Here is a 23,627-nt window from a genome sequence, read left to right as displayed (position 1 = left end):
ATTAATCTCTTATATTAAGAAGAATCCGAGTAAAATTTTATTAAACAAATTCTTTATATTAGCGCAAATATTAAGTATGAAAAACTGGTTGTTTTTTTTATTGGTTTGCTCAATTTCATTGGCTCAGGATAAATATCCCAAGGATTATTTCGGCTCGCCTTTGGATATCAATCTGGCAATAGCCGGTTCCTTTGGTGAACTGAGACCGAATCATTTTCATTCGGGAATAGATTTCAGAACCAATCAAAAAGAAGGTTTTCCAGTATATGCAACAGCCGATGGTTTTATATCCCGCATTAATGTTTCCAATTTTGGTTATGGAAAATGTTTGTACATCGATCATCCAAACGGGTTTACTACTGTTTATGCACATTTACAGATGTTTTCGCCTGCTATTGATAAATACACCCGTTCGAATCAGTATGAGCAGAAGAGTTATACACTGGAGTTACGGCCGGAAGCGAATGTGATTCCAGTAAAAAAAGGTGATTTGATTGGGTATTCGGGTAATACCGGGGGGTCAAGCGGACCACATCTGCATTTTGAGATCAGAGATACCAAATCGGAGTTTATTATCAATCCGTACCTTTTTGGGTATGATAAATTGGTAAAAGACAGCAAAGCTCCCGTAATCAGCGGTTTACTTGTGTATTCTCTTGGGGAGACAGGCAATGTTAATGGTTCAGCTAAACCTGTTACTATTCCTTTGACTTTAGAAAAAGACGGGACTTATCTGGCTTCAAAAATTACGGCTTCAGGGAAAATAGGTTTTGCGATAAATGCCCACGATATTTCCGATTATAATTACGGTAAAAACGGAATCTTCAAATTGAGTGCTTATCTGAACGGTATGCCTTATTACGGTTATGAGTTTGATACTTTTTCATTTGATGAGACAAAGCATATTAATTGTTTTATAGATTATCCCAGATATAAGCAAACACATCAGCGGTTTCAAAAATTGTTTGTGTGTTATTTGTATCCGGAAAATATTATTAAAACAATGAAGAATAATGGTAAAATAGATGTTTCTACTAATCTTACCATGAATTATAAAATTGTGATTCAGGATTTTCATGGCAATCAAAACACAATCAATATTCCTATTTCTTATGGTTTACTGCCGCTTAAGCAACCTAAAGATGAAACGCAGACTCCTTATTTTTTAAAATCTCAAAATGAACATAGTTATGCCAAAGACGGCATATCTGTTTTTGTGCCTGAAAATACTTTTTATGATGATTTTTATGTGAAATTCGATGTCAAAAACAACGAATTGTATTTTCATGATGAAAGTGTGGCTATGAATAATCCGGTTAGTATTACTTTTGATGTTTCCAAAATGTCTTCAGATGAAAGAGAAAAAATGTTTATTGGAAACATAGATGGAGGCAGAATCGAATATAATAAAACTTTTAAAAAAGATGATGCGTTTTCAATTAAAGTAAAAAAACTGGGCAGATTTTTATTGGCAAAAGATACTATAGCTCCCAAAATATATTCGCCAAATTTTAAAGAAGGTGAGCAAATCGATTCTCTCAAAACATTGAAAATATCCATATCTGACAATTTATCCGGTATAGGGGAATATGAAGCCTATTTGAATGGGAAGTGGATATTAATGGAGTATGAAAACAAATTAAATAGATTAACACATTATTTTACCGATGATATGTATCAGGACGGGCGAAATGATTTTAAAATTATTGTCAAAGATAATTTAGGGAATTCATCGGTCTTTGAGTCGTATTTTTTAAAAACCAAATCATAAATTTTGAAAACAAAATTCATTCTTATTTTATTATTTTTTTCTTCATTTTTATTGGCACAATCTGCCAGGGTCAAAGGGGTGATTCTTGACGAAGCTAACAAACCTGTTAAAGATGTAAATGTTTCTTTTCAGGACTGGTCAACTCAGTCTAATGAAAATGGATTTTATCAGCTTACAATACCTTCGGGTGTAAAATCGAATTTAAAATTCAGTCATTTATCTTTAAAATCGGCAGTTATTGCATTGGAATTAAAGCCGAATGAAGACTATGAATTTAATATAATTTTAAAAAGTTCGGCAGAACAGCTTGGCGAGGTTGTAATAGTAAATAATAATAAAAAAAGAGTTGAAGGGATAATTACAATTTCACCCAAAGCAATCCGATTGATTCCAGGAGCCAATCCCGGTGTGGAAAACATCTTGAAATCATTGCCCGGGGTGAATGCCAATAACGAATTGAGTACGCAGTATGCGGTTCGTGGCGGTAATTATGATGAAAATCTGGTCTATGTAAATGAGATTGAGGTGTACAGGCCTTTTCTAATCCGTTCAGGCCAGCAGGAAGGTTTGAGTTTTACCAACACTGATTTGGTACAGAATGTAGAATTTTCTTCAGGTGGTTTTCAGGCGAAATTTGGTGATAAACTGTCCTCGGTTTTAGATATTACGTATAGAAAACCAACCAAATTCGGTGCTACTCTTGATGCTTCCTTTTTAGGTGGAGGCGTGTCAATGGATAACGTATCTAAAAATCAGAAATGGAGTGCTGTTACAGGTGTTCGTTACCGTGATAACAGTCTGCTGGTAAAAAGTCAGGAAACTGAAACGAATTTCCGCCCCCGTTTTGCCGATGCACAAACGTATGTCACTTTTACACCTAATACTAAATGGCAGTTTGGGTTTTTGGGAAATATTTCGGAAAACCGTTATGATTACAAGCCATTGACGCGCCAGACAAATTTTGGAACTTTGACAGACCCTATAGCTTTGCTTGTGTATTATGAAGGACAGGAGAAAGATAAATACACTACTGTTTTCGGGGCTTTAAAATCGACTTATAAAATTAATGAGGATTCTAATCTGAAGCTGATTACTTCAATGTATCACACTGTTGAACAAGAATATTTTGATATTTTAGGACAATACAGATTAGGAGAAGTAAATTCGAATTTAGGTGATGAAAATTTTGGTGAAGTTGAATATTCAAGAGGAATTGGTTCGCAACTGACACATGCCAGAAATGATCTGGATGCTTTAATTTTTAATGCAGAAGTTAAAGGAAATCATAAAAAGAATGATAATCAGCTTGATTGGGGTTTTAAATATACACGGGAAAGCATTCGTGATCGTTTAAGAGAGTGGGAGGTTATTGATTCAGCCGGATTCTCCTTGAATAATCCACGATTGGAACTTCCTGTAAACGATCAGCCTTATAATCCTTATACAGGACCATTGGTTCCTTATAATAATGTCCGTGCAATTAATTATACAAATATTAACCGATTTTCCGGTTATGCGCAATGGAACAGACGTTCTAAATGGGGAGAGCATGATATTTTTACCAATATTGGTGTCCGTGCTCATCAATGGAAAGTAGAAGGTGATAATTTGAATGGTAAAAGCCAGATAACGGTTAGTCCGCGTGCGCAATTTGCGATTAAGCCCAACTGGAAAAATGATATGCTGTTCCGGATTTCAGGAGGATGGTACCATCAGCCACCTTTTTACAGAGAATTAAGGGATTCTTTAGGAATGGTCAGGCCTAATGTAAAAGCACAGCAGTCTGTTCATATTGTGTTGGGTAATGATTATAGTTTCAAAATGTGGGACAGGCCATTTAAATTGGTTTCGGAAGTGTATTATAAAAAATTGACAGATGTAAATCCTTATACGCTTGATAATGTCCGTATCCGCTATCGTGCAGAAAATAACGCAGAAGCTTATGCCCAAGGTATAGATATGCGATTGAATGGTGAATTTGTACCTGGTACTGAGTCGTGGTTAAGTTTTGGGTATTTAAAGACAGAAGAAAATATAGATGGACGTGGAGATATTGCCCGGCCAACAGACCAACGATTGAAATTTGGTGTTTTGTTTCAGGATTATGTCCCTAACATTCCGGCAATGAAGATTTATCTTAATTTGGTCTATAACACAGGTTTGCCCGGTGGTTCTCCTTCGTATGCTGATCCTTATGATTATCAGCAAAGACTAAGGGATTACCGTCGTGCTGATGTAGGTTTTTCTTATGTGCTTACAGACAGGGCGCGTGCTAAGGAAAAAGACAACTGGCTTCGTCATTTCAGGGATTTAGCCATAGGTCTTGAAATTTTTAATATGTTTAATAATCAAAATGCTATAACCAATACCTGGGTTCGTGATGTTTATTCTAAGAGGCAGTACGGAGTGCCAAATTATTTAACTTCCCGTGTGTTTAGTGTGAAATTGAGTGCTAAGTTGTAAGTTTAATTGGTATATTTGATATAAAATACTTAAGATGAAAAACGCATTTTTCTATATAATCCCTATATTTTCGTTATTTGTTAACTGCAAGGAAGAACCTAAACCTAAGGTTAAGTACAATACTTCCACTCCTAAAGTAGAAATAAAACAGGATACTTCAAAACTGTCTGTGGCTGATTTGCCTATACAGTTTTCAAACTCAAATGTGCTGCTTTACGCGATAGGGGAATTACGTCTTAGTGATTTTCGAAAAGGGAATTATGATTCTGAAAAATATGATAACAGCCGATTTAATGTTTCCAATGTAATGGATGACGAAGTTACAGGATACCTGCAAAATGTGAAGTTTCAGGAAATTGGTAAAGATTCTCTTCATGTTTTAACAGATAAGGCAATTATGATTGAACGTATGACTTATCTGAAATCAAAAAAGATATTGGTTTATGTAGTGGCTGATGTTGATACTAACCAAGACAGTAAAGTGGATTCTGATGATATTAAATCGTTGTATTTGAGTACAGACTTAGGAGGAAATTTTACTAAAGTATCACCTGAAGTTCAGGAACTAATAGACTGGAATTATATCGATAAGGCGGGTAAAATTTATTTTAGAACTATAGATGATAGAAATAAAAACGGTGCTTTTGATAAAAATGATGATTTGCATTATTTTACTGTGAATGTAAATAAAGAGTGGAAAGTTGAGGAGTTTTCAGTTGCTAAATAATTTCTGATGAAAAAAATTTTTTTACTCATTCTTTTTAACTGCTTTCAACTGGTTTGTTATTCTCAAATTGATAGAAAACTGAATTCCCCACGAGAATTAACGTTGCAATTCATTGAGGATTATAAAAAATGGAATGATTTTGCTTTTGCGAATGGGAAAGAAGAATTAACTATTGAAGAAAATTATAAGAAAGAAGTTATCCGTAAATATTGTCTTCCGAATAAAAAATTCCAAAATATATCATTCGGAAGCGAATCTTCGCATTGTCCTTTAAAAGAAAAAATAGTATCTGAAAGTACAAGAACCAATGTCTCTGTAGTTGCAACTACATACAAGGATTCTAAATTAGGTCTTGAGGAAAAATTTGAATATCACTACGTTAAGGTTGATGGTAGATGGTACTTAAGCGAAGTGTACTATATAGATGGAAACGGTAAATATGAAGGCTTGTAGTTAAATCAATATATCACTTTCCAAATCTGATTTTTCTATTTCAAATCCAAAGCCTAATTTTTCAACTAATTCAATAACCAGCTTTTTATACCAGTTTTCACTTTTGGGGTGAATGTAAATTTTTTCTATCAAGGTATTAATATCGATATGAATTTTTAAACCATCATTGATGGTCAGTTTTTTTGTGCTGACATCGGTTAATACTCTTACTTCACGTTCATATTGGAAGCTTTTCCGTTTGAATAGAAAAGGAAAAAAAGTATTCTCAAAAGGGATGTACTCTTTTTTGTAGTCTATATAATTCACTTCGCCTATGTATTGTTCGAAGTTGTGTTCAGGCTGTAAGGCCTCTTTTAACCTTCCTAAAGTGGATTGAATGGCCAGTCCTTCGTTGTTTTTTGTGAAAATCTGCCACATGGCAAAACTCTCATATTCGTTAATGTGCCAACTGCTGACTACAATACTTTCTCTGTGTGATTTATAATAATCCAGAAATTTTGGATTATTCTCGGCTATTTTTTTTATTTCTTCATAAGTAGGTTCGCTAAAAGTCCCTTCGTATTGGTCTTCAAATTTATCAGAACGTGACATGAACATACGTTCAGACAGCAGTAAATCTAAAAATTTTGACAAATCCAAATACTTCCAGATAACAGTATTCGGGTCTTCTTCCAAACTTATATTTGAATGTTTGACATACATCCTTTTTTTATATAAAGATAAATGAAATTAAGAAAATTCTGTAAATAAAAAATCCCGAATAAATCGGGATTGTATTATTCAAAACTTTGCATCATAACCAGTTTGGCGTAAGTGCCTTCTTTGGCTAATAATTCATCGTGAGTTCCTTGTTCAACAATTTCTCCTTTTTGCATTACAATAATATTGTCAGCTTTCTGGATAGTTGATAACCGGTGGGCAATAACAATTGACGTACGGTTTTGCATCATGTTTTCTAAAGCCACCTGAACGAATTTTTCACTTTCAGTATCTAAAGCTGAAGTCGCTTCGTCTAAAATCATAATAGGAGGATTCTTTAGGACTGCCCTGGCAATAGACAAACGTTGTTTTTGTCCGCCTGAGAGTTTTCCGCCTGCATCACCTATGTTTGTATTAATGCCTTCTGGTAAATCCTTCGCAAATTCAAAAGCATTGGCGATTTTTAAAGCATCAATAATTTCTTCATCCGTAGCATCTGGCTTTCCTATCAGAAGGTTGTTTTTAATGCTGTCATTAAATAAGATGGAATCCTGAGTAACAATTCCCATTAATCCTCTCAATGAATGCATCGTTATATTTTTTATATCTATTCCGTCAATAGTAATACTCCCTTCTTTTACATCATAAAAACGCGTAAGTAAATTGGCAATTGTACTTTTTCCGCTGCCTGATTGCCCTACAAGAGCAACGGTCTTTCCTTTAGGAACTTCAATAGAAAAGTTTTTCAGCACATTTTCCTCTTCATAAGCAAAATTGATGTTTTCTACTTTTATGATATCGTCAAAAGTGTTTTTTTGAATAGCATCCGGCCTGTCTGAGATTGTGTTTTCAGTTTCCATTACTTCAAAAACTCTTTCAGCTGCCGCTAAACCGGTTTTAACCTGATAAGCAGCTTTGGAGATAGCTTTTGCCGGAGTCAGAATGTTATAGGCAAGCCCCATGTAAGCCAAGAAGTGAGCTCCCTGCAATATTGGTCTCCCATCAGGCAGTTTGCCTATAAGTACCATGTTGCCACCATACCAAAGTAATATAGCAATTACTAAAATTCCTAAAAATTCACTTAATGGAGATGATAGGTTGTTTTTGCGGCCAATACTATTTGTCAGACTATAAAGTCTTTGAATAGAATCATTGAATTTTTTTGTAAAACTACCTTCCGCATTGTAGCCTTTTACAACTTTTATCCCGCCTAAGGTTTCTTCCACTACTGAAATCAAATAACCGTTTTCATCCTGTGCTTTTTTTGATTTCGATTTTAAGCTCTTCCCGATTTTAGAAATTATTAATCCTGAAACAGGGATGAAAATAAAAACAAAAAGAGTTAATTTGATGCTGATGGCAACCATTGCGCCAATCGTGAAAATAATTGTCAATGGCTCTTTTACTACCAGCTCTAAAATATTGAAAAAGGAATTTCTTACCTCGTTAATATCACCTAACATTCTTGACATTACATCGCCTTTTCTTTTTTCTGAATAAAAAGAAACAGGTAATGCAACTATTTTGTCAAACATTTTGTTTCTTAAGTCTCTTAGGACTCCATTTTTAACCAGCATTAAATGATTTAACGCCAGGTAGTTGAAAATGTTTTTAAGTAAAAATGTCGATATTACTAAACTGACTACCAATAATAAGGCATATTGAGGACCACTTTCTGTTGAAAGTTTAGTAATGTAGTAATACAAATAGTCTTTACCGAATTTGGTGATATCAAAAATAGATGTAAAAACAGGCTTTTGGACTACTTTTTCAGCATTTTCAAATAATACCTGCAACATTGGTATTAGAGTAATAAATGAAAGTGTGCTGAATAATGCGTATAAAACATTGTAGATTATGTTCCAAACCACATTGAATTTATACGGCTTTAAATAGGGGAATATTTTTTTTAAATTATCATCCATTAGTTCAACTGCATTTCCGCAATAATAGTTTCAATTTTTTTATCCAATTGTTTTTCAGCTTCCGAAATATCTTCTAATGAATCTATTGCGCAATTCACACTGAAATAAAATTTGATTTTTGGTTCCGTACCGCTTGGACGCGCACAAATTTTGCTTCCGTCTTCCAAATAGTAAATCAGGACATTGGATTTAGGAATTGTAATGTCAAATTCTTCACCATTCATAAAATCTTTTCCTTTGGAAGATTGATAGTCTTCTATGCAAACTACACGTTGTCCGTTAATTTCAGTAAGTGGGTTTTCACGTAAATCTATCATCATCTGTTTGATTTCGTTGGCGCCTTCAATACCTTTTTTGGTAATTGAAATCAGATGTTCTTTATAAAAACCAAAATCAACATACAATTGCAGTAATTCCTGATATAATGAACTTCCTTTTTCTTTTGCCTGAGCAGCTATTTCGCAGACTAACAAAATGGCACCAACACCATCTTTGTCACGAACCGCATCGCCAACCATGAATCCAAAACTTTCTTCGCCGCCGCCAATGAATTTTTGGTTAGGGAAGTCTTTAATGAATTTTGCTATCCATTTAAACCCGGTTAATCCAACTTTGCATTCCACTCCATAAGCTTCTGCTAAATCCAGCATCATAGGAGTTGAAACTATGGTTGAGCCTATGAATTCATTTCCGGTAAGTTTGTCTTGTTTTTTCCATTGTTCCAAAAGGAAAGAGGTCATTGCAACCATGGTTTGATTTCCGTTTAACAGAATCATTTTTCCTTCGGTATTTCTAACGGCTACGCCTAAACGGTCTGAATCCGGATCAGTACCCACAACAATGTCGGCGTTGATCTTGTCAGCTAATGCCATAGCCATTTCCAATGCTTCCGGTTCTTCCGGGTTCGGTGATTTTACTGTTGGGAAATTTCCGTTAGGAACAGCTTGTTCTTCAACAATATTTACATCAGTATAACCTGCTTTTGCCAAAACTCCAGGAATTGCTTTTATGGATGTGCCGTGTAATGGAGTATATACGATTTTTAGGTTTTCTCTGGCTGTTTTTGAAGTGTCAAAACTGGCGTTTGCAACTGTTGAATCTCTGAAAGCTTCATCTACTGCAACATCAATGTATTCAATCAGATTTTCATTAACATTGAAGTTAATATCTGAATATTCCAGACTTTCAATTTCTTTGATAACTTCTGCATCCTGTGGCGGTACAATTTGCCCTCCGTCCTGCCAGTATACTTTATATCCGTTGTATTCCGGCGGATTATGTGAAGCCGTAAGAACAATACCTACATGGCAATTCAGATGTTTAACCGCAAATGAAAGTTCCGGAGTAGGGCGCATATCTGAAAAAAGATATACTTTGATTCCGTTTGCCGAAAATACATCGGCTACAACTTTAGCTAAAGTATCGCTGTTATTACGGCAATCATAAGCGATAGCTGCTTTTAATTCTTCTCCAGGAAAGCAAACTTTTAAATAATTTGATAATCCTTGAGTGTTTTTGCCTAAAGTGTATTTGTTTATTCTATTGGTTCCTACACCCATGATACCGCGCATTCCTCCAGTACCAAATTCCAGATTTTTATAGAAGCTGTCTTCTAATTCTTTAGGTGAAGAAGTCATTATTTCTTTAATGGCTTCTTGAGTTTTATTGTCGAATGTAGGAGTTAACCATACGTTGACTTTGTCTAAAATTGCCTTTTCAATATGCATAATTCTTTTCTTTAAATTGGCGATTAAATAACTTCTTGAATCTTATATCTCTCTTCGTTGTTTTTAGTACGTAAAATAATTTCTCCTAAAAAGCCTGCTAAAAACAATTGAGTTCCAATAATCATTGTGGCAAGTGAAATGTAAAACCATGGATTTTCAGTAATCAAAATGGCCTCTTGATGAGTGTATAGTTTCCAAAGTTTCATAGCACCTATATATCCTGCTGATAAAAAACCTATCATAAACATTAATGTTCCTAATAAACCGAATAAATGCATTGGGCGTTTGCCAAATCTGCCTAAAAACCAAATAGTAATTAAATCAAGAAAGCCATTGACAAATCTATCTATTCCAAATTTAGATTCACCGTATTTTCGGGCTTGATGTTGTACTACTTTTTCACCTATTTTTTTAAAACCTGCATTTTTTGCTAAAACAGGAATGTATCTGTGCATTTCTCCAAAAACTTCAACGTTTTTCACAACTACATTTTTGTATGCTTTTAGACCACAATTAAAATCATGAAGTTGGACGCCGGAAGTTTTTCTTGCTGCAGCGTTAAAAAGTTTTGAAGGAAGGTTTTTAGTTAAGGTATTGTCGTAACGCTTTTTCTTCCAACCTGAAACCAAGTCGAAATTTTGCTGCATTATCATTTGGTGCAATTCAGGAATCTCATCAGGGCTGTCTTGTAAATCAGCATCCATGGTGATGATAACATCGCCTTGAGCTTTAGCAAATCCAGCATGTAGTGCCTGACTCTTACCATAATTGCGCAAAAAACGGATACCTTTTAGGTTTCCGTTTTTTGTAGAAAGTTGTTGTATCGTTTCCCAGGAATTATCTGAACTTCCATCATCTATAAAAATAACTTCATAAGAAAAGTTATTTTGTAGCATTACGCGTTCAATCCATGAAGTCAGTTCGGGTAACGATTCTTGTTCGTTAAGTAAAGGAATTATAATTGATATATCCACTATAATTGATTTGACGATTTTGATTTAAAAATAGCTGCCAAAATTAAACCAAAAATTGCACTAAATAAAATATTAAATACAGAACCTTTTAAAAGATTTCCAATAGAGAATTGATCTTGTTCTTCCATCCCTTTTAATGCTTCTTTGACAGCTGAAGAAGGAGCACCGAATTTCTGCATCATTTCTGCAGCATATTTCATTGTCAGTTCTTTGATGGTTTCTTTAGCTCCCGGATCAATAAAATTGAAAAGAATAATGTTAAAAGCAACGGATATCAGTATGCCTATTACAGCTGAGATGAAATAAGTGGTAAAGGCATCCTTGAAAGGGAAAATTCCTTTTAAATCTCTTTTTGTTTTTATCAGAAGATAAATGCCTATGGCAATATATACAGCAATCGATGCAAATCCTATCCACCCGGATACAAACAATTCCAGGTTTGTAACATAGATAAAAGTAGTGATCAAAATAGATGTGGCACCGGTAATGATACCAAATTGAATTCCGTTCTTTTTAATAATTTCGTTCATAATAATTGTTTTGGTTAGTTGTTTAAACAAATATACTAATTAATAATTGTAAGAGTAAGTAGATTAAAAGGTAAAAATGTTACATAATAATTTGATTATAAAAAAAATATTGTAAATTTGCACCCTGAATTAAAAAGAAATACAATAAAAGTTGTTGAAAGTCGATACCTTTTTATAAAAATAAAAAGCATCAAGATATAAGGCGGCAAAAAATAAAAAAGATTTATTATGAAAAAAGGAATTCACCCAGAGAATTACAGATTAGTGGCTTTTAAAGATATGTCAAATGAAGATGTATTCATCACTAAATCTACAGTAGAAACTAAAGAAACTATCGTTGTTGACGGAGTAGAGTACCCAGTATTTAAAATGGAGATATCTAGAACTTCTCACCCTTTTTACACAGGTAAATCTAAACTTATCGATACTGCAGGACGTATTGATAAATTCAAAACTAAATATGCTAAATTCAACAAATAATAGTTGTTTTTAGATTCATACAAAAGCCTTTCCAATCGGAAAGGCTTTTTTGCTTTTACAATTTATAATTTTACTCCGAAACTTTGTAACTTAGCGACTTTGTAACTTTTGAAACTAAAAAAATGAACTATATACTTTTTGACGGAACAGTTCGCAATGCATTACTTCCTTTTACATTTACCCGACCGGTTGCAGATATCCGTGTAGGGATTTTAACAATTCGTGAGAAATGGGAAAAATATTTAGGATATACAACAACAACGATAACCGAAGAATATCTTTCTGAAAAATATCCAATGGTCGAAATGGAAGAGAATGTAATGATTAATGCTGCTTTTTTGCCAAATGATATTTTAGTAGAAATGGTAAAATCCTTGGAAGAAAACCAAGCCATTTTCTATAAAGAAGAAGTAATAGCTTTTTTTAGTAAAGAAAATCAGGAAGTTGATTTTGATACTTTTGAAATTATTGATTTTGATGAAGAATGCCTTAGAATAGAACATACCTGGGATATTTTTTCAAAAAATGATGCCGCTTTACGTGAGGATTTTGAATTGATAACCGAAGGCAGACATTCACAGCCTATTCCAAAATCGGTTAATGTACTGTCTCCTGAAAATATTTTTATTGAAGAAGGTGCAAAACTTGAGTTTGTGACTTTAAATGCTTCTACAGGACCTATTTATATTGGGAAAAACGCAGAAATCATGGAAGGTTCTGTAATTCGTGGCCCGTTTGCTCTTTGTGATAATGGTAGAGTAAAATTGGCTACAAAAGTTTATGGAGCTACTACAGTTGGGCCTCATTCGGTTATTGGCGGAGAAGTGAATAATTCGGTACTGTTTGGATATTCTAACAAAGGACATGATGGTTTTTTAGGAAATTCAGTTTTAGGTGAATGGTGTAACATTGGAGCCGATAGTAATAATTCCAATCTGAAAAATAATTACGAAGAAGTGAAACTTTGGAGTTATGAAACGGAAGGTTTTGCAAGAACGGGTCTTCAGTTTTGCGGATTAATGATGGGAGATCATAGTAAATGCGGAATCAACACTATGTTTAATACTGGAACTGTGGTTGGTGTATCTGCTAATATTTTTGGTTCAGGATTCCCGCGTAATTTTGTGCCGAGTTACTCTTGGGGCGGAGCTTCAGGATTTACGACCTATTTAACTTCAAAAGCTTTTCAAACGGCTAAAATAGTAATGGCTCGCAGACAAGTTGAATTCACAGAAGAAGATGCTAAGATTTTAGAACACGTTTTTGAAGAGACTAAGAAATATAGAAAAGAATAATCTGAAATTTTATAAAAATTATAACACCACGATTGCGAAAGTAGTCGTGGTTTTTTATGTAAATTTATTCCTCAAAATTTAAAGCAATGTATAGAATAGAAAACGATTTATTAGGGGATCTACAGGTTCCTGAAAATGCATATTATGGAGTTCAGACTCAGAGAGCTATTGAGAATTTTCATATTTCGGGAGTTAAGTTGTATCAGTTTCCGGAATTTATCAAAGGTTTGGCGTATGTGAAATGGGCTGCAGCCGAAACCAATTTTCAGTTGGGGATATTAGACGAGAAACTCAAAAATGCCATTGTTGATGCAGCGAAAGAAGTCATTGCTGGAAAGTTTAATCAAGAATTTCCTATCGATATGATTCAAGGTGGTGCAGGAACATCAACCAATATGAATATCAATGAAGTCTTAGCTAATAGAGCCTTAGAATTAATGGGGTATAAAAAAGGGGAATATCAATATTGTTCACCTAACGATCATGTTAATTTGTCGCAATCAACTAACGATGCTTATCCCACCTCAATACGAATTGCATCAGTAAATTCAAATATTACATTAATTGTGCATTTAAAAGAGTTAATTGCTTCCTTTAGAAAAAAAGGAGAGGAGTTTAAACATGTTTTAAAAATGGGAAGAACCCAATTGCAAGACGCAGTTCCAATGACGTTAGGGCAGGAATTCGAAGCTTTTGCTGCTACTCTGGAAGAGGAAGTGGATCGTTTAACACAAAATTGCAATTTAATGCTGGAAACCAATATGGGCGCCACTGCTATTGGTACTGGAATAAATGCGGCTCCGGGCTATGCGAAGCTTTGCGCTGAAAATCTGGCAAAAGTTACTGGTCTTGCTATTTTTTCGGCACCTAATTTAATTGAAGCTACTCCCGATACAGGTGCTTATGTGATTTATTCTTCGGCGTTAAAACGAATGGCAATTAAAATCTCTAAAATATGCAATGACTTACGATTGCTTTCTTCAGGACCAAGATGCGGGTTTAATGAAATTAATTTGCCGCCTATGCAGCCTGGGTCATCTATTATGCCTGGGAAAGTGAATCCGGTTATCCCGGAAGTCATGAATCAGGTGTGTTTTAGAGTGATTGGAAACGATTTAACAGTTACGATGGCAGCTGAAGCCGGACAATTGCAACTCAATGTTATGGAACCTGTATTGACTTACGCGATCATGGAGTCAATGCAGTTGTTATCTAACGGAATGGATACTTTAAGAGAAAAATGTATTGACGGTATCACGGCTAATGAAGAACATTGTCGTGACATGGTGTTGCATAGTATTGGTATTGTTACGGCTTTAAATCCGCATATTGGCTATAAAAACAGTACTAAAATTGCTAAGGAAGCATTGGAAACAGGGAAAAGCGTTTACAATCTTGTTTTAGAGCATAACATATTGTCTAAAGAGCAGTTGGATGATATTTTGAATCCGGAAAATATGTTGGCTCCGAAGGCTTTTAAATAATTGAATAGTAATTGATTGATAATTTTTAGAAACCAATAATTCTAACTAATTTTGCACTCTCAATTTTTTGACAACGATTTCATTGATTGAGTTATTTTATGGAAAACAGAAAAAAAGTTGCCTTTTATACTTTAGGCTGTAAATTGAATTTCTCCGAGACCTCTACCATTGCGAGAAATTTTAAAGATGAAGGTTTTGACCGTGTCGATTTTGAAGAAGTTGCAGATATTTATGTAATCAATACTTGCTCGGTAACCGAAAACGCCGATAAGCAATTCAAACAGATTGTCAAAAAAGCGATGAAGCTTAATGATAAGGCGTTTGTTGCTGCTGTTGGATGTTATGCTCAGTTAAAACCTGAAGAATTGGCTTCGGTTGATGGAGTGGATTTGGTTTTAGGAGCTACAGAAAAATTTAAAATCACTGATTATATCAATGACCTTTCCAAAAATGATATGGGGGAAGTGCATTCCTGCGAAATCGAGGAAGCCGATTTTTATGTTGGAAGTTATTCTATAGGTGATCGTACCCGGGCTTTTTTGAAGGTTCAGGATGGATGTGATTATAAATGTACGTACTGCACCATACCGTTGGCACGTGGAATTTCACGTAGTGATACCATGGAAAACGTAATGAAAAATGCCAAAGAAATCTCCGAAAGAGGAATTAAGGAAATTGTTTTAACCGGAGTTAATATTGGGGATTACGGGAAAGGCGAATTCGGAAATAAAAAACACGAACATACTTTTTATGAATTGGTTCAGGCATTGGATAAAGTTGACGGAATCGAGCGTTTGCGTATTTCTTCTATCGAACCAAATTTGCTTAAAAATGAAACCATAGATTTCGTTTCACAAAGCCGCACTTTTGTACCTCATTTCCATATTCCGTTGCAATCAGGAAGTAATGCGGTTCTTAAAAAAATGAAGCGTCGTTATTTGCGTGAATTGTATTCTGACCGAGTGGCTAAAATTCGTGAAGTGATGCCTCATGCCTGTATTGGTGTTGATGTGATTGTTGGTTTTCCGGGAGAGACAGATGAGTTGTTTCTGGAAACGTATAATTTCCTAAACGAATTGGAAATTTCCTATTTACACGTGTTTACTTATTCAGAAAGAGATAATACCGAAGCAGCGGAGATGGAAGAAGTTGTTCCGGCAAATGTCAGAGCAAAACGTAGTAAAATGTTGCGTGGTTTGTCAGTTAAAAAACGTCGCGCTTTTTATGAAAGCCAGATAGGTTCAGACAGAACCGTTTTGTTTGAAGGAGAAAACAAAGAAGGCTACATTCACGGATTTACGGAAAACTATGTGAAAGTTAAAACACCTTGGAATCCTGAATTGGTGAATACACTTCATCATGTTAATCTGACAAAGATTGATGAGGATGGAAGTGTAAGGATTGAGTTCTTAAATGTTTTAGTCTGATTTTTTTAAACCATATAAGACATATAAGATCATTTAAGAATATTCGTTATGCGATTTACTTTTTTAAGAGTTTTTGGATTATTCTGCTTTATGGTGGAGTAATTTACTTTATATGTTCTTATGTGTCTTATGTGGTTCAATAAACTAATATTTATAATGAAACCGAAGTTTGGTAATTCTGTAAACGTTTTCACCTAATTTTTCTACAAATTCAAATTTGTTTCTTCCCGGATGTGTGAAGTCGATTAAATGCTTCGCGCTGATTTCAAAATATATTTTTTTTCCTTCAAACATGAATTTTTGTCCTTCGGTTCTGTAAGCCGATTTGATTAAAAAAAATTCGGTAAGAGTCCAGGTGCTGTCGGATGAAATATTTTCAAGCTGGGTGGAAATACCAGAAGTTATCTCAACTTTGCTGTTGTAATATTTTGAAATAGTTTCAAAAAATTGAATGATTTCTAAATTTGTTTCTTCACTTAGCATATAAGTAAATATAACAAATTAAATCCTGATCCCGGGTGGCAGTAAGTGTTTGTAAGAAGGGTTTTTTCTGAAAAATGCCGCTATTTTCGGATGAGTGGGAACTATTTTTAATTTTTTTTCTTCGGCAAGATTTAAAATAGCGATAAAAAAACCGGCTAACAGCTCTTCCTCAAATCCTTCAGGAGTATTAATTTTGGTTAAAAATAATTTACGTTCCTGCTGTGAATATTCAATAGCAATCAGCTTGTCATTGATGGTGGTTTCAAATTGACGCGAAAATGTATTGTCTTTTATTTCCATGATATGTACTGTATGAGATAATTAACCCATAGAATCTTAAAAAATTGATAATTTTGGGTAAAGTTCAATTTTGTCCAGTTGGAAATACTAATTTTATACAAATTTCGGAAATTTTATCTAATTAATAGAAATCACCCTTAAGAATGTCAAAAATTCATGTTTACTTTATGCCGGGCATGGCGGCAAGCTCTGCAATTTTCGAACGAATTAAATTACCTGAGGATATTTTTGAAATGCATATGCTTGAATGGTTTTTGCCTGAAAAAAAAGAAACCTTAAAACAATATGCACAGCGGATGGCAAATGAGGTAAAGCATGAAAATGCTGTCTTGATAGGAGTTTCTTTTGGTGGGATTCTGGTTCAGGAAATGGCACAGTTTTTAAATCCTAAAAAAGTCATCATTATTTCCAGTGTGAAATCCAATAAGGAATTGCCCCGTAGAATGAAAATTGCCAAAACAACCAAAGCATACAAAATTCTGCCGACAAGTTTATTGGAGAATGTTCAATTATTGGTTAAGTATGCTTTTGGAGATGTGATGAAACAAAGGATAAAACTGTATGAGATTTACCTGAAGATGCGTAATAAACATTATTTGGATTGGGCAATCGAGCAGGTGGTTTGCTGGGACAGAGTTGAGATTGATCCATACGTAATTCATATTCATGGTGATGCGGATGAGGTTTTTCCGTCAAAAAATATTAAAGAGTTTATAAATATAAAAGGAGGCACACATATTATGATTTTAAACCGTTTCAGATGGTTTAACAGTAATCTGCCTGAGATAATTTTAAAATAGGATGAAGAAAGTTGCTGTGTTGTTAGTGGTGGGTTTTTTGGGTATTGCTTTTTTGAGCGCAACCAAAAATGAAACCAGATATTTTCCCGATAAAATTGATTTCTGCGGTGAGGAAACTCCGTTGAATATTCCTGACGTTCGTGAACGATTGGATAGAGAATTAGTTGTAAATCAGCATTTGCATGGTTCAACGATTATGATTATTAAGCGTGCTAATCGATTCTTTCCGGTGATTGAACCTATTTTGGCTAAAAATAATGTGCCTGATGATTTTAAATATCTTGCTGTGATTGAAAGTTCGCTGACCAATGCGACTTCTCCTTCCGGAGCCAAAGGATTTTGGCAGTTCATGCCTTTGACGGCTAAAGAAAAAGGGATGGAGGTGAATGATATTGTGGATGAGCGTTACCACTTGGAAAAATCTACTCAAATGGCTTGTGAATATTTAATAAAAGCCAAAGAAAAATTCGGTTCATGGACAATGGCCGCTGCCTCTTACAATGGCGGAATGGCTGGTCTGCAAAAGGCTGTTGACCAGCAAATGGAAACGAATTATTATGACTTGTTATTGACGGATGAAACTTTTAGGTATGTTTTCAGGATTCTAGCCTTAAAGCAAATTATGCAGAATAAGCAATTGTATGGCTTTGAGTTAAAAGTTGATGAACTATACCAGCCGTTGTCAATTAGGAAAATTGAAGTTGACAGCAGTATTTCCGATTTGGCTAAATTTGCTAAAATACAAGGAGTCAATTACAAAGAGCTTAAATTGTATAATCCCTGGCTTCGGGATAAAAAATTAGATAACCCAACCAAGAAAAAATATATTTTTGATTTACCTGTAAAATAATATAGTATGAGTACAGCAACTATTGTTACGTTGATAATAACCGGCTTAATGGCTGGAATGCTTAGTGGTCTTGTAGGTGTAGGCGGAGGGATAATTATGGTTCCTATGCTGGTTTTGATTTTAGGATTCAGTCAGCATCAGGCACAAGGCACAAGTTTGACAGTGCTGGTGGTTCCGGTAACTGCTCTGGCGGTTTACAATTATTATAATGAAGGTTATATTAATTGGAAATATGCCGGTATAATTGCCATTTTTTTTGTTGTAGGGAGTTATTTTGGCAGTAAGCTTGCTGTAAATATTGATCAAAAGATGCTGAAGAAAATTTTCAGTATAGTGCTGATTGTTATTGCGGGAAAAATGCTTCTCGAAAAATAAATTATTCAGTATCGGAAATATGATCCTGTTTTAGAGCTTTGTCAAGCAGGATACTGCTGAGGCCTTCATGATAAGTGTTGTAATTCATGGTGAAAGCGTTTACATAACTGCTGTTTTGTTGTGGATGTGCGCCACCTCTTTTGAGGTTTACAATCTTTAGGTCCTGATCAAGAAAATAGGAGGTTGGAAGACCAAAAGAGTGCTTTAAATGGGCAATAATGTGAGTGTCCTCTTTATAGGAATCGTAAGCATAACAAACTGTAATGTTATGGTTGAATTTTTTGGCTATGTCTTTAATGTTTCCCCTTTTGTCCCAGAAAAGAATTACGAATTTTACTTCTTTGGAATATTTTTGAGCCAATTTGCTTAAAGCCTGAAATTCACCCTTGCTGGGAATACACCATGAAGCGTAAGTCAATAAAAAAACCGGCTTTTGAAAACTGCTGAGTTTGATTTTTTTACGTTCAACGGTTTTTAAAGTGTAATCTTCGAATTTAGTTCCTTTGATATGGTTGTTGATTAAAGAATCAAATAATACTTGTGCTTTTTCTATATTGTTTTCTTCGTATGCTTTGTTTGCTTCTGTGTTGTATTTGCCTAAATGTAACCGCAGGGCATCAGGAAAAAATGCAGGACTATCCTTCTGATCTTGCGCAAGACCAAAAAAATAAAACATAAATAAAAGCAAGGTGTATAATTTCCTCATTCAGTTTTAGCTATTGTTGCGAATATAATTGCCTGATTTTAAATACAATAAAATATTCGACTAAATTAGTTTTTTTATCGATTAACAACATGTATATACGAAAAAACCATACAAATATTGTATGGTTTTATGGTTTTAACAAAAAAAAGTGTATTAAATTTTCTTTAATTGCTCTTTCATCATGCTGATCTGATCTTTCAGCATGTTGTGTTTGTCCAGTTTTTTAGCTTCGTTAAGCAGTGTTGTTGCTTCTAATTTTCTACGGCGGCTCATTGCAATTCCAGCTAAGTTTAATTTAGCCAGTGCTAAATCCTGATCCATGGATAATCCTAAACTGATTGCTTTCTTGAAGAATTTCTCAGCTTGGTTTAAATTAGTCTGAGAAACCATCAGACCGTTTAGATAGTTGTAGTAACCCTGTTGTTTTTGAATCAAAGCGGTCTCTGGATTTTTGATTTTGTCCAGCCATTTTTTTGCGCCTGGAAAATCTTGATTTCTTAATTTTAAAAACGCCATTAAGATAAATTCATTTCTGAAGTATAAGAAAACAGGAATGATTGCTAATAAGATTAAGAAAATTCCGTTGCCTATATTGCTTTCGGTGAATTGCCATACCCCTGTAATAAGCAGCAAACCGGCAATTATCAGTTTAATATTTCTGTGAAACATAATTGTTTAATTAAATAGTGGTGCAAATATAAAAAAAAGAAATCGCGATAAAAAATCTGTTTAGCCTAAACAAATTCTCTTATTTCAGCTGATTTTTTTAATCTGTCAATCAATTAAAACTCAGACTTTATGTTGATTGAAATTATTTTTTTTAAAACCACTTGCAAGAATAAAAAATCGTTGTATATTTGCACTCGGTTTTAATAAAGCCAAAATAATCAAGATAATTTACAAGATTTAAAGATAAAAGCTATGAGTAAAAGAACATTTCAACCATCGAAAAGAAAAAGAAGAAATAAGCACGGTTTTATGGACAGAATGGCTTCTGCGAATGGAAGAAAAGTCCTAGCTCGTCGTCGTGCAAAAGGAAGACACAAATTAACTGTTTCTTGCGAACCAAGACACAAAAAATAATGATTGATTTTCAGTCAAATACTAAGGCGTTACTTTTATCAGTAACGCCTTTTTTTTAAAAAGTTCATATATTACTGATAATTTTAGGTGCTATTTAGCTACACTAAATAAAAAAATCCCGCCGGAAAAGTATGTTTTGATGATCATTTCGAGAACCTCAATGATCAAAGATGAATACTTCTCATCGGGGCTAAACAACAAACAACACACATACAATGCCTAAAGACAATTCAATTAAGTCGGTTTTAATTATTGGGTCTGGGCCAATTATTATTGGTCAGGCCTGCGAGTTTGATTATTCAGGATCACAATCAGCACGTTCATTGCGTGAAGAAGGAATTGAAGTTATCTTAATCAATTCCAATCCGGCAACAATCATGACAGATCCTTCAATGGCTGATCATGTTTATCTTAAACCGCTTACAACAAAATCTATTATCGAAATCCTGAAAGCACATCCGCAAATCGACGCGGTATTGCCTACTATGGGAGGACAAACTGCCTTAAATCTTTGTCTTGAAGCTGAAGATAAAGGTATTTGGAAAGATTTTAATGTAAAACTTATCGGAGTTGACGTTAATGCTATCGAGATTACTGAGGACAGAGATAAGTTCAAGGATTTATTAAATAAAATTGGAATCCCTCAGGCTCCTGCAAAAACTGCAAATTCATTCTTAAAAGGAAAAGAAATTGCTCAGGAATTTGGTTTTCCTTTAGTAATCCGCCCTTCATTTACACTTGGAGGAACAGGAGCGGCTTTCGTGCATAAAAAAGAAGATTTTGATACTTTATTAACAAGAGGTTTAGAGGCATCTCCAATCCACGAGGTGTTAATTGATAAAGCACTTTTAGGCTGGAAAGAATATGAATTGGAACTGCTTCGTGATAAAAACGATAACGTAGTAATCATTTGTACTATTGAAAATATGGATCCAATGGGAATTCATACCGGAGATAGTATCACTGTGGCACCTGCTATGACTTTGTCTGACACTACATTCCAAAAAATGCGTGACATGGCGATGCACATGATGCGTAGTATAGGAAACTTCGCAGGAGGTTGTAATGTTCAGTTTGCAGTTTCTCCTGATGACAAAGAAGATATCGTTGCAATCGAAATCAATCCTCGTGTGTCACGTTCATCAGCTTTAGCGTCAAAAGCAACTGGTTATCCAATTGCTAAAATTGCTACAAAACTGGCACTAGGGTATACTTTGGATGAATTGCAAAACCAAATTACAAAATCAACTTCGGCTTTATTTGAGCCTACGTTAGATTATGTAATTGTGAAAATCCCTCGTTGGAACTTCGATAAATTTGAAGGTTCAGACAGAACTTTAGGTCTTCAGATGAAATCTGTTGGTGAGGTAATGGGAATTGGACGTTCGTTCCAGGAAGCATTGCACAAAGCTACTCAGTCGCTGGAAATTAAACGTAATGGTTTAGGAGCTGACGGGAAAGGGTATAATAACTATGAGCAGATTATAGAAAAATTAACTCATGCGAGTTGGGATAGAGTTTTTGTGCTTTATGATGCAATCGCAATGGGTATTCCTTTGTCAAGAATTCATGAAATCACTAAAATTGACATGTGGTACCTGAAACAGTATGAGGAATTGTTTTTATTAGAGAAAGAAATTTCAAAATATACATTGGATACACTTCCGAAAGAATTGTTATTGGAAGCGAAACAGAAAGGATACGGAGACCGCCAGATTGCCCACATGTTAAACTGTCTGGAAAGTCAGGTTCATGCATTACGTGATACAATGAATATTCAGCGTGTGTATAAACTGGTAGATACTTGTGCGGCTGAGTTTAAAGCGCAGACTCCTTATTACTATTCAACTTTTGAAGCTGAAATTGAGCGTCCTGATGGTACTCGTTATGTAGCTAATGAAAGTGAGGTTACTGATAAAAAGAAAATTGTAGTTTTAGGTTCAGGACCTAACCGAATAGGACAGGGAATTGAATTTGACTACTCTTGTGTACACGGTGTATTGGCAGCTAAAGAATGCGGTTACGAAACTATCATGATTAACTGTAATCCTGAAACGGTTTCTACCGACTTTGATACGGCTGATAAATTATACTTCGAACCGGTTTTCTGGGAACATATTTATGATATTATCCGTCATGAAAAGCCTGAAGGTGTTATTGTTCAGTTGGGAGGTCAAACAGCACTTAAACTGGCTGAGAAGCTTAATAAATACGGAATCAAAATTATAGGGACAAGTTTTGATGCTTTGGATTTAGCGGAAGACCGCGGACGTTTCTCTGAATTGCTGACGCAGTTGGGTATCCCTTTTCCTAAGTTTGGGGTAGCTGAAAATGCAGAACAGGCAGTAGCATTGGCTGATGAATTGGATTTTCCATTATTGGTGCGTCCTTCATATGTGCTAGGTGGACAGGGAATGAAGATTGTTATCAATAAGCAGGAGCTTGAAGAGCACGTAATTGAGATTTTAAAACATATTCCTAATAACAAATTGTTGTTAGATAATTACTTAGACGGCGCAATAGAAGCTGAGGCTGATGCAATTTGCGATGGCGAGAATGTGTATATCATAGGAATCATGGAGCATATTGAGCCATGTGGAGTACACTCGGGAGATAGTAATGCTACTTTACCACCATTTAATTTGGGTGAGTTTGTAATGCAGCAGATTAAGGATCATACGAAGAAAATTGCTGTAGCATTAAAGACCGTAGGTTTGATTAATATTCAGTTTGCTATTAAAGATGATATGGTGTATATCATCGAAGCAAATCCTAGAGCGTCACGTACTGTTCCTTTTATTGCAAAAGCGTATGGTGAGCCTTATGTAAATTATGCAACTAAAGTAATGTTAGGAGAGAAGAAAGTTACCGACTTCGAATTCAATCCTAAGTTAAACGGATACGCTATCAAGCAACCGGTATTCTCATTCAATAAGTTTCCTGGAGTGAATAAAGCTTTAGGTCCGGAAATGAAATCGACTGGAGAGAGTATTTTGTTTATCGATGATTTAAAAGATGATCAATTCTACGAATTGTACTCTAGAAGAAAAATGTATCTTACTAAATAAAAAAAAT

22 protein-coding genes are annotated in these 23,627 nt (G+C 34.7%); 13 read left to right on the top strand and 9 right to left on the bottom strand.

Features of this window, described 5'->3' with window-relative positions:
• Positions 1-76 precede the first annotated feature (76 nt).
• The 4 genes from EZM65_RS11590 to EZM65_RS11575 all read left to right on the top strand — a co-directional run bounded on the left by EZM65_RS11590 (position 77) and on the right by EZM65_RS11575 (position 5,414).
• Positions 77-1,771 (top strand): M23 family metallopeptidase, encoded by a 1,695-nt coding sequence (locus EZM65_RS11590; protein WP_136668726.1) that lies wholly within the window; start codon positions 77-79, stop codon positions 1,769-1,771.
• Entirely contained in the window at positions 1,772-4,234 is a 2,463-nt protein-coding gene (locus EZM65_RS11585; protein WP_371683006.1) for a carboxypeptidase-like regulatory domain-containing protein, read from the top strand. It begins immediately after the preceding gene.
• A 34-nt stretch (positions 4,235-4,268) separates the two neighbouring features.
• The gene (locus EZM65_RS11580) at positions 4,269-4,961 is read left to right on the top strand and encodes a hypothetical protein (RefSeq protein ID WP_136668724.1); all 693 of its coding nucleotides are present in this window, start codon (positions 4,269-4,271) and stop codon (positions 4,959-4,961) included.
• Between the two features lie 102 nt (positions 4,962-5,063).
• Entirely contained in the window at positions 5,064-5,414 is a 351-nt protein-coding gene (locus EZM65_RS11575; protein ID WP_136668723.1) for a hypothetical protein, read from the top strand.
• Here the strand turns inward: EZM65_RS11575 and EZM65_RS11570 are convergent, their stop codons facing one another.
• The 5 genes from EZM65_RS11570 to EZM65_RS11550 form a co-directional block, all read right to left on the bottom strand.
• A complete protein-coding gene (locus EZM65_RS11570) occupies positions 5,415-6,116 on the bottom strand; it encodes a DUF2971 domain-containing protein (protein WP_136668722.1) in 702 nt (233 codons plus the stop codon).
• Positions 6,117-6,190: 74 nt separating this feature from the next.
• Positions 6,191-8,038: an ABC transporter ATP-binding protein gene (locus EZM65_RS11565; protein ID WP_136668721.1), complete on the bottom strand. Its 1,848-nt coding sequence runs from the start codon at positions 8,036-8,038 to the stop codon at positions 6,191-6,193.
• Positions 8,038-9,765, bottom strand: coding sequence for a phospho-sugar mutase (locus EZM65_RS11560; RefSeq protein WP_136668720.1), 1,728 nt, complete (start codon positions 9,763-9,765; stop codon positions 8,038-8,040). The genes EZM65_RS11565 and EZM65_RS11560 overlap by 1 nt, the downstream gene beginning before the upstream one ends.
• Positions 9,766-9,788: 23 nt before the next feature.
• Positions 9,789-10,739 (bottom strand): glycosyltransferase family 2 protein, encoded by a 951-nt coding sequence (locus EZM65_RS11555; protein ID WP_136668719.1) that lies wholly within the window; start codon positions 10,737-10,739, stop codon positions 9,789-9,791.
• Entirely contained in the window at positions 10,739-11,269 is a 531-nt protein-coding gene (locus EZM65_RS11550) for a DUF4199 domain-containing protein (protein WP_136668718.1), read from the bottom strand. The genes EZM65_RS11555 and EZM65_RS11550 overlap by 1 nt, the downstream gene beginning before the upstream one ends.
• Positions 11,270-11,497: 228 nt before the next feature.
• On the opposite strand from EZM65_RS11550, the gene EZM65_RS11545 reads away from it, so the two are divergent.
• The 4 genes from EZM65_RS11545 to mtaB all read left to right on the top strand — a co-directional run bounded on the left by EZM65_RS11545 (position 11,498) and on the right by mtaB (position 15,955).
• A complete protein-coding gene (locus EZM65_RS11545) occupies positions 11,498-11,749 on the top strand; it encodes a type B 50S ribosomal protein L31 (RefSeq protein WP_136668717.1) in 252 nt (83 codons plus the stop codon).
• Positions 11,750-11,871: 122 nt separating this feature from the next.
• A complete protein-coding gene (locus EZM65_RS11540) occupies positions 11,872-13,044 on the top strand; it encodes a GlmU family protein (RefSeq protein ID WP_136668716.1) in 1,173 nt (390 codons plus the stop codon).
• Between the two features lie 86 nt (positions 13,045-13,130).
• Entirely contained in the window at positions 13,131-14,528 is a 1,398-nt protein-coding gene (gene aspA / locus EZM65_RS11535; RefSeq protein WP_136668715.1) for an aspartate ammonia-lyase, read from the top strand.
• A 98-nt stretch (positions 14,529-14,626) separates the two neighbouring features.
• Complete coding sequence (gene mtaB, locus EZM65_RS11530) at positions 14,627-15,955, top strand: tRNA (N(6)-L-threonylcarbamoyladenosine(37)-C(2))-methylthiotransferase MtaB (RefSeq protein ID WP_136668714.1); 1,329 nt, start codon at positions 14,627-14,629, stop codon at positions 15,953-15,955.
• 144 nt (positions 15,956-16,099) lie between these two features.
• Here the strand turns inward: mtaB and EZM65_RS11525 are convergent, their stop codons facing one another.
• Both EZM65_RS11525 and EZM65_RS11520 read right to left on the bottom strand, forming a co-directional pair.
• Entirely contained in the window at positions 16,100-16,438 is a 339-nt protein-coding gene (locus EZM65_RS11525) for a hypothetical protein (RefSeq protein WP_136668713.1), read from the bottom strand.
• 18 nt (positions 16,439-16,456) lie between these two features.
• Positions 16,457-16,738, bottom strand: a complete 282-nt coding sequence (locus tag EZM65_RS11520; RefSeq protein WP_136668712.1) for a GNAT family N-acetyltransferase — start codon at positions 16,736-16,738, stop codon at positions 16,457-16,459.
• Between the two features lie 143 nt (positions 16,739-16,881).
• Here EZM65_RS11520 and EZM65_RS11515 point away from each other — a divergent pair, with 143 nt between their 5' ends.
• The 3 genes from EZM65_RS11515 to EZM65_RS11505 are packed head-to-tail and all read left to right on the top strand — an operon-like array spanning position 16,882 to position 18,763.
• Positions 16,882-17,538, top strand: coding sequence for an alpha/beta hydrolase (locus EZM65_RS11515; protein WP_136668711.1), 657 nt, complete (start codon positions 16,882-16,884; stop codon positions 17,536-17,538).
• A gap of 1 nt (position 17,539) precedes the next feature.
• Complete coding sequence (locus EZM65_RS11510) at positions 17,540-18,388, top strand: lytic transglycosylase domain-containing protein (protein ID WP_136668710.1); 849 nt, start codon at positions 17,540-17,542, stop codon at positions 18,386-18,388.
• Positions 18,389-18,394: 6 nt separating this feature from the next.
• Complete coding sequence (locus tag EZM65_RS11505) at positions 18,395-18,763, top strand: sulfite exporter TauE/SafE family protein (protein WP_136668709.1); 369 nt, start codon at positions 18,395-18,397, stop codon at positions 18,761-18,763.
• A 1-nt stretch (position 18,764) separates the two neighbouring features.
• Here the strand turns inward: EZM65_RS11505 and EZM65_RS11500 are convergent, their stop codons facing one another.
• Together EZM65_RS11500 and EZM65_RS11495 are read right to left on the bottom strand one after the other, a co-directional pair.
• Entirely contained in the window at positions 18,765-19,469 is a 705-nt protein-coding gene (locus EZM65_RS11500) for a TlpA disulfide reductase family protein (protein WP_136668708.1), read from the bottom strand.
• A 153-nt stretch (positions 19,470-19,622) separates the two neighbouring features.
• Positions 19,623-20,138 carry a DUF2892 domain-containing protein gene (locus EZM65_RS11495; protein ID WP_136668707.1) on the bottom strand — a complete coding sequence of 172 codons (516 nt, stop codon included), beginning with the start codon at positions 20,136-20,138 and terminating at the stop codon, positions 19,623-19,625.
• Between the two features lie 252 nt (positions 20,139-20,390).
• Between EZM65_RS11495 and rpmH the strand changes: the two genes are divergently transcribed.
• Both rpmH and carB read left to right on the top strand, forming a co-directional pair.
• Positions 20,391-20,552, top strand: coding sequence for a 50S ribosomal protein L34 (gene rpmH, locus EZM65_RS11490; RefSeq protein WP_007136275.1), 162 nt, complete (start codon positions 20,391-20,393; stop codon positions 20,550-20,552).
• Between the two features lie 215 nt (positions 20,553-20,767).
• Positions 20,768-23,620, top strand: a complete 2,853-nt coding sequence (carB, locus tag EZM65_RS11485; protein WP_136668706.1) for a carbamoyl-phosphate synthase large subunit — start codon at positions 20,768-20,770, stop codon at positions 23,618-23,620.
• Positions 23,621-23,627 lie beyond the last annotated feature (7 nt).

Origin of the sequence: Flavobacterium sp. H122 (assembly GCF_004959765.1) — a bacterium.
Taxonomy (GTDB): domain Bacteria; phylum Bacteroidota; class Bacteroidia; order Flavobacteriales; family Flavobacteriaceae; genus Flavobacterium.
This window is presented reverse-complemented; position numbering and strand designations above follow the sequence as displayed.

What these genes read in the sequence shown, in the direction of transcription:
- EZM65_RS11550 (WP_136668718.1), bottom strand. Translation starts at nt 11,269, where the DNA reads ATGAACGAAATTATTAAAAAGAACGGAATTCAATTTGGTATCATTACC.
- EZM65_RS11560 (WP_136668720.1), bottom strand. Translation starts at nt 9,765, where the DNA reads ATGCATATTGAAAAGGCAATTTTAGACAAAGTCAACGTATGGTTAACT.
- aspA (WP_136668715.1), top strand. Translation starts at nt 13,131, where the DNA reads ATGTATAGAATAGAAAACGATTTATTAGGGGATCTACAGGTTCCTGAA.
- EZM65_RS11540 (WP_136668716.1), top strand. Translation starts at nt 11,872, where the DNA reads ATGAACTATATACTTTTTGACGGAACAGTTCGCAATGCATTACTTCCT.
- EZM65_RS11510 (WP_136668710.1), top strand. Translation starts at nt 17,540, where the DNA reads ATGAAGAAAGTTGCTGTGTTGTTAGTGGTGGGTTTTTTGGGTATTGCT.
- EZM65_RS11580 (WP_136668724.1), top strand. Translation starts at nt 4,269, where the DNA reads ATGAAAAACGCATTTTTCTATATAATCCCTATATTTTCGTTATTTGTT.
- EZM65_RS11570 (WP_136668722.1), bottom strand. Translation starts at nt 6,116, where the DNA reads ATGTATGTCAAACATTCAAATATAAGTTTGGAAGAAGACCCGAATACT.
- rpmH (WP_007136275.1), top strand. Translation starts at nt 20,391, where the DNA reads ATGAGTAAAAGAACATTTCAACCATCGAAAAGAAAAAGAAGAAATAAG.
- EZM65_RS11500 (WP_136668708.1), bottom strand. Translation starts at nt 19,469, where the DNA reads ATGAGGAAATTATACACCTTGCTTTTATTTATGTTTTATTTTTTTGGT.
- EZM65_RS11525 (WP_136668713.1), bottom strand. Translation starts at nt 16,438, where the DNA reads ATGCTAAGTGAAGAAACAAATTTAGAAATCATTCAATTTTTTGAAACT.
- carB (WP_136668706.1), top strand. Translation starts at nt 20,768, where the DNA reads ATGCCTAAAGACAATTCAATTAAGTCGGTTTTAATTATTGGGTCTGGG.
- EZM65_RS11515 (WP_136668711.1), top strand. Translation starts at nt 16,882, where the DNA reads ATGTCAAAAATTCATGTTTACTTTATGCCGGGCATGGCGGCAAGCTCT.
- EZM65_RS11545 (WP_136668717.1), top strand. Translation starts at nt 11,498, where the DNA reads ATGAAAAAAGGAATTCACCCAGAGAATTACAGATTAGTGGCTTTTAAA.
- EZM65_RS11505 (WP_136668709.1), top strand. Translation starts at nt 18,395, where the DNA reads ATGAGTACAGCAACTATTGTTACGTTGATAATAACCGGCTTAATGGCT.
- EZM65_RS11565 (WP_136668721.1), bottom strand. Translation starts at nt 8,038, where the DNA reads ATGGATGATAATTTAAAAAAAATATTCCCCTATTTAAAGCCGTATAAA.
- EZM65_RS11520 (WP_136668712.1), bottom strand. Translation starts at nt 16,738, where the DNA reads ATGGAAATAAAAGACAATACATTTTCGCGTCAATTTGAAACCACCATC.
- EZM65_RS11495 (WP_136668707.1), bottom strand. Translation starts at nt 20,138, where the DNA reads ATGTTTCACAGAAATATTAAACTGATAATTGCCGGTTTGCTGCTTATT.
- EZM65_RS11590 (WP_136668726.1), top strand. Translation starts at nt 77, where the DNA reads ATGAAAAACTGGTTGTTTTTTTTATTGGTTTGCTCAATTTCATTGGCT.
- mtaB (WP_136668714.1), top strand. Translation starts at nt 14,627, where the DNA reads ATGGAAAACAGAAAAAAAGTTGCCTTTTATACTTTAGGCTGTAAATTG.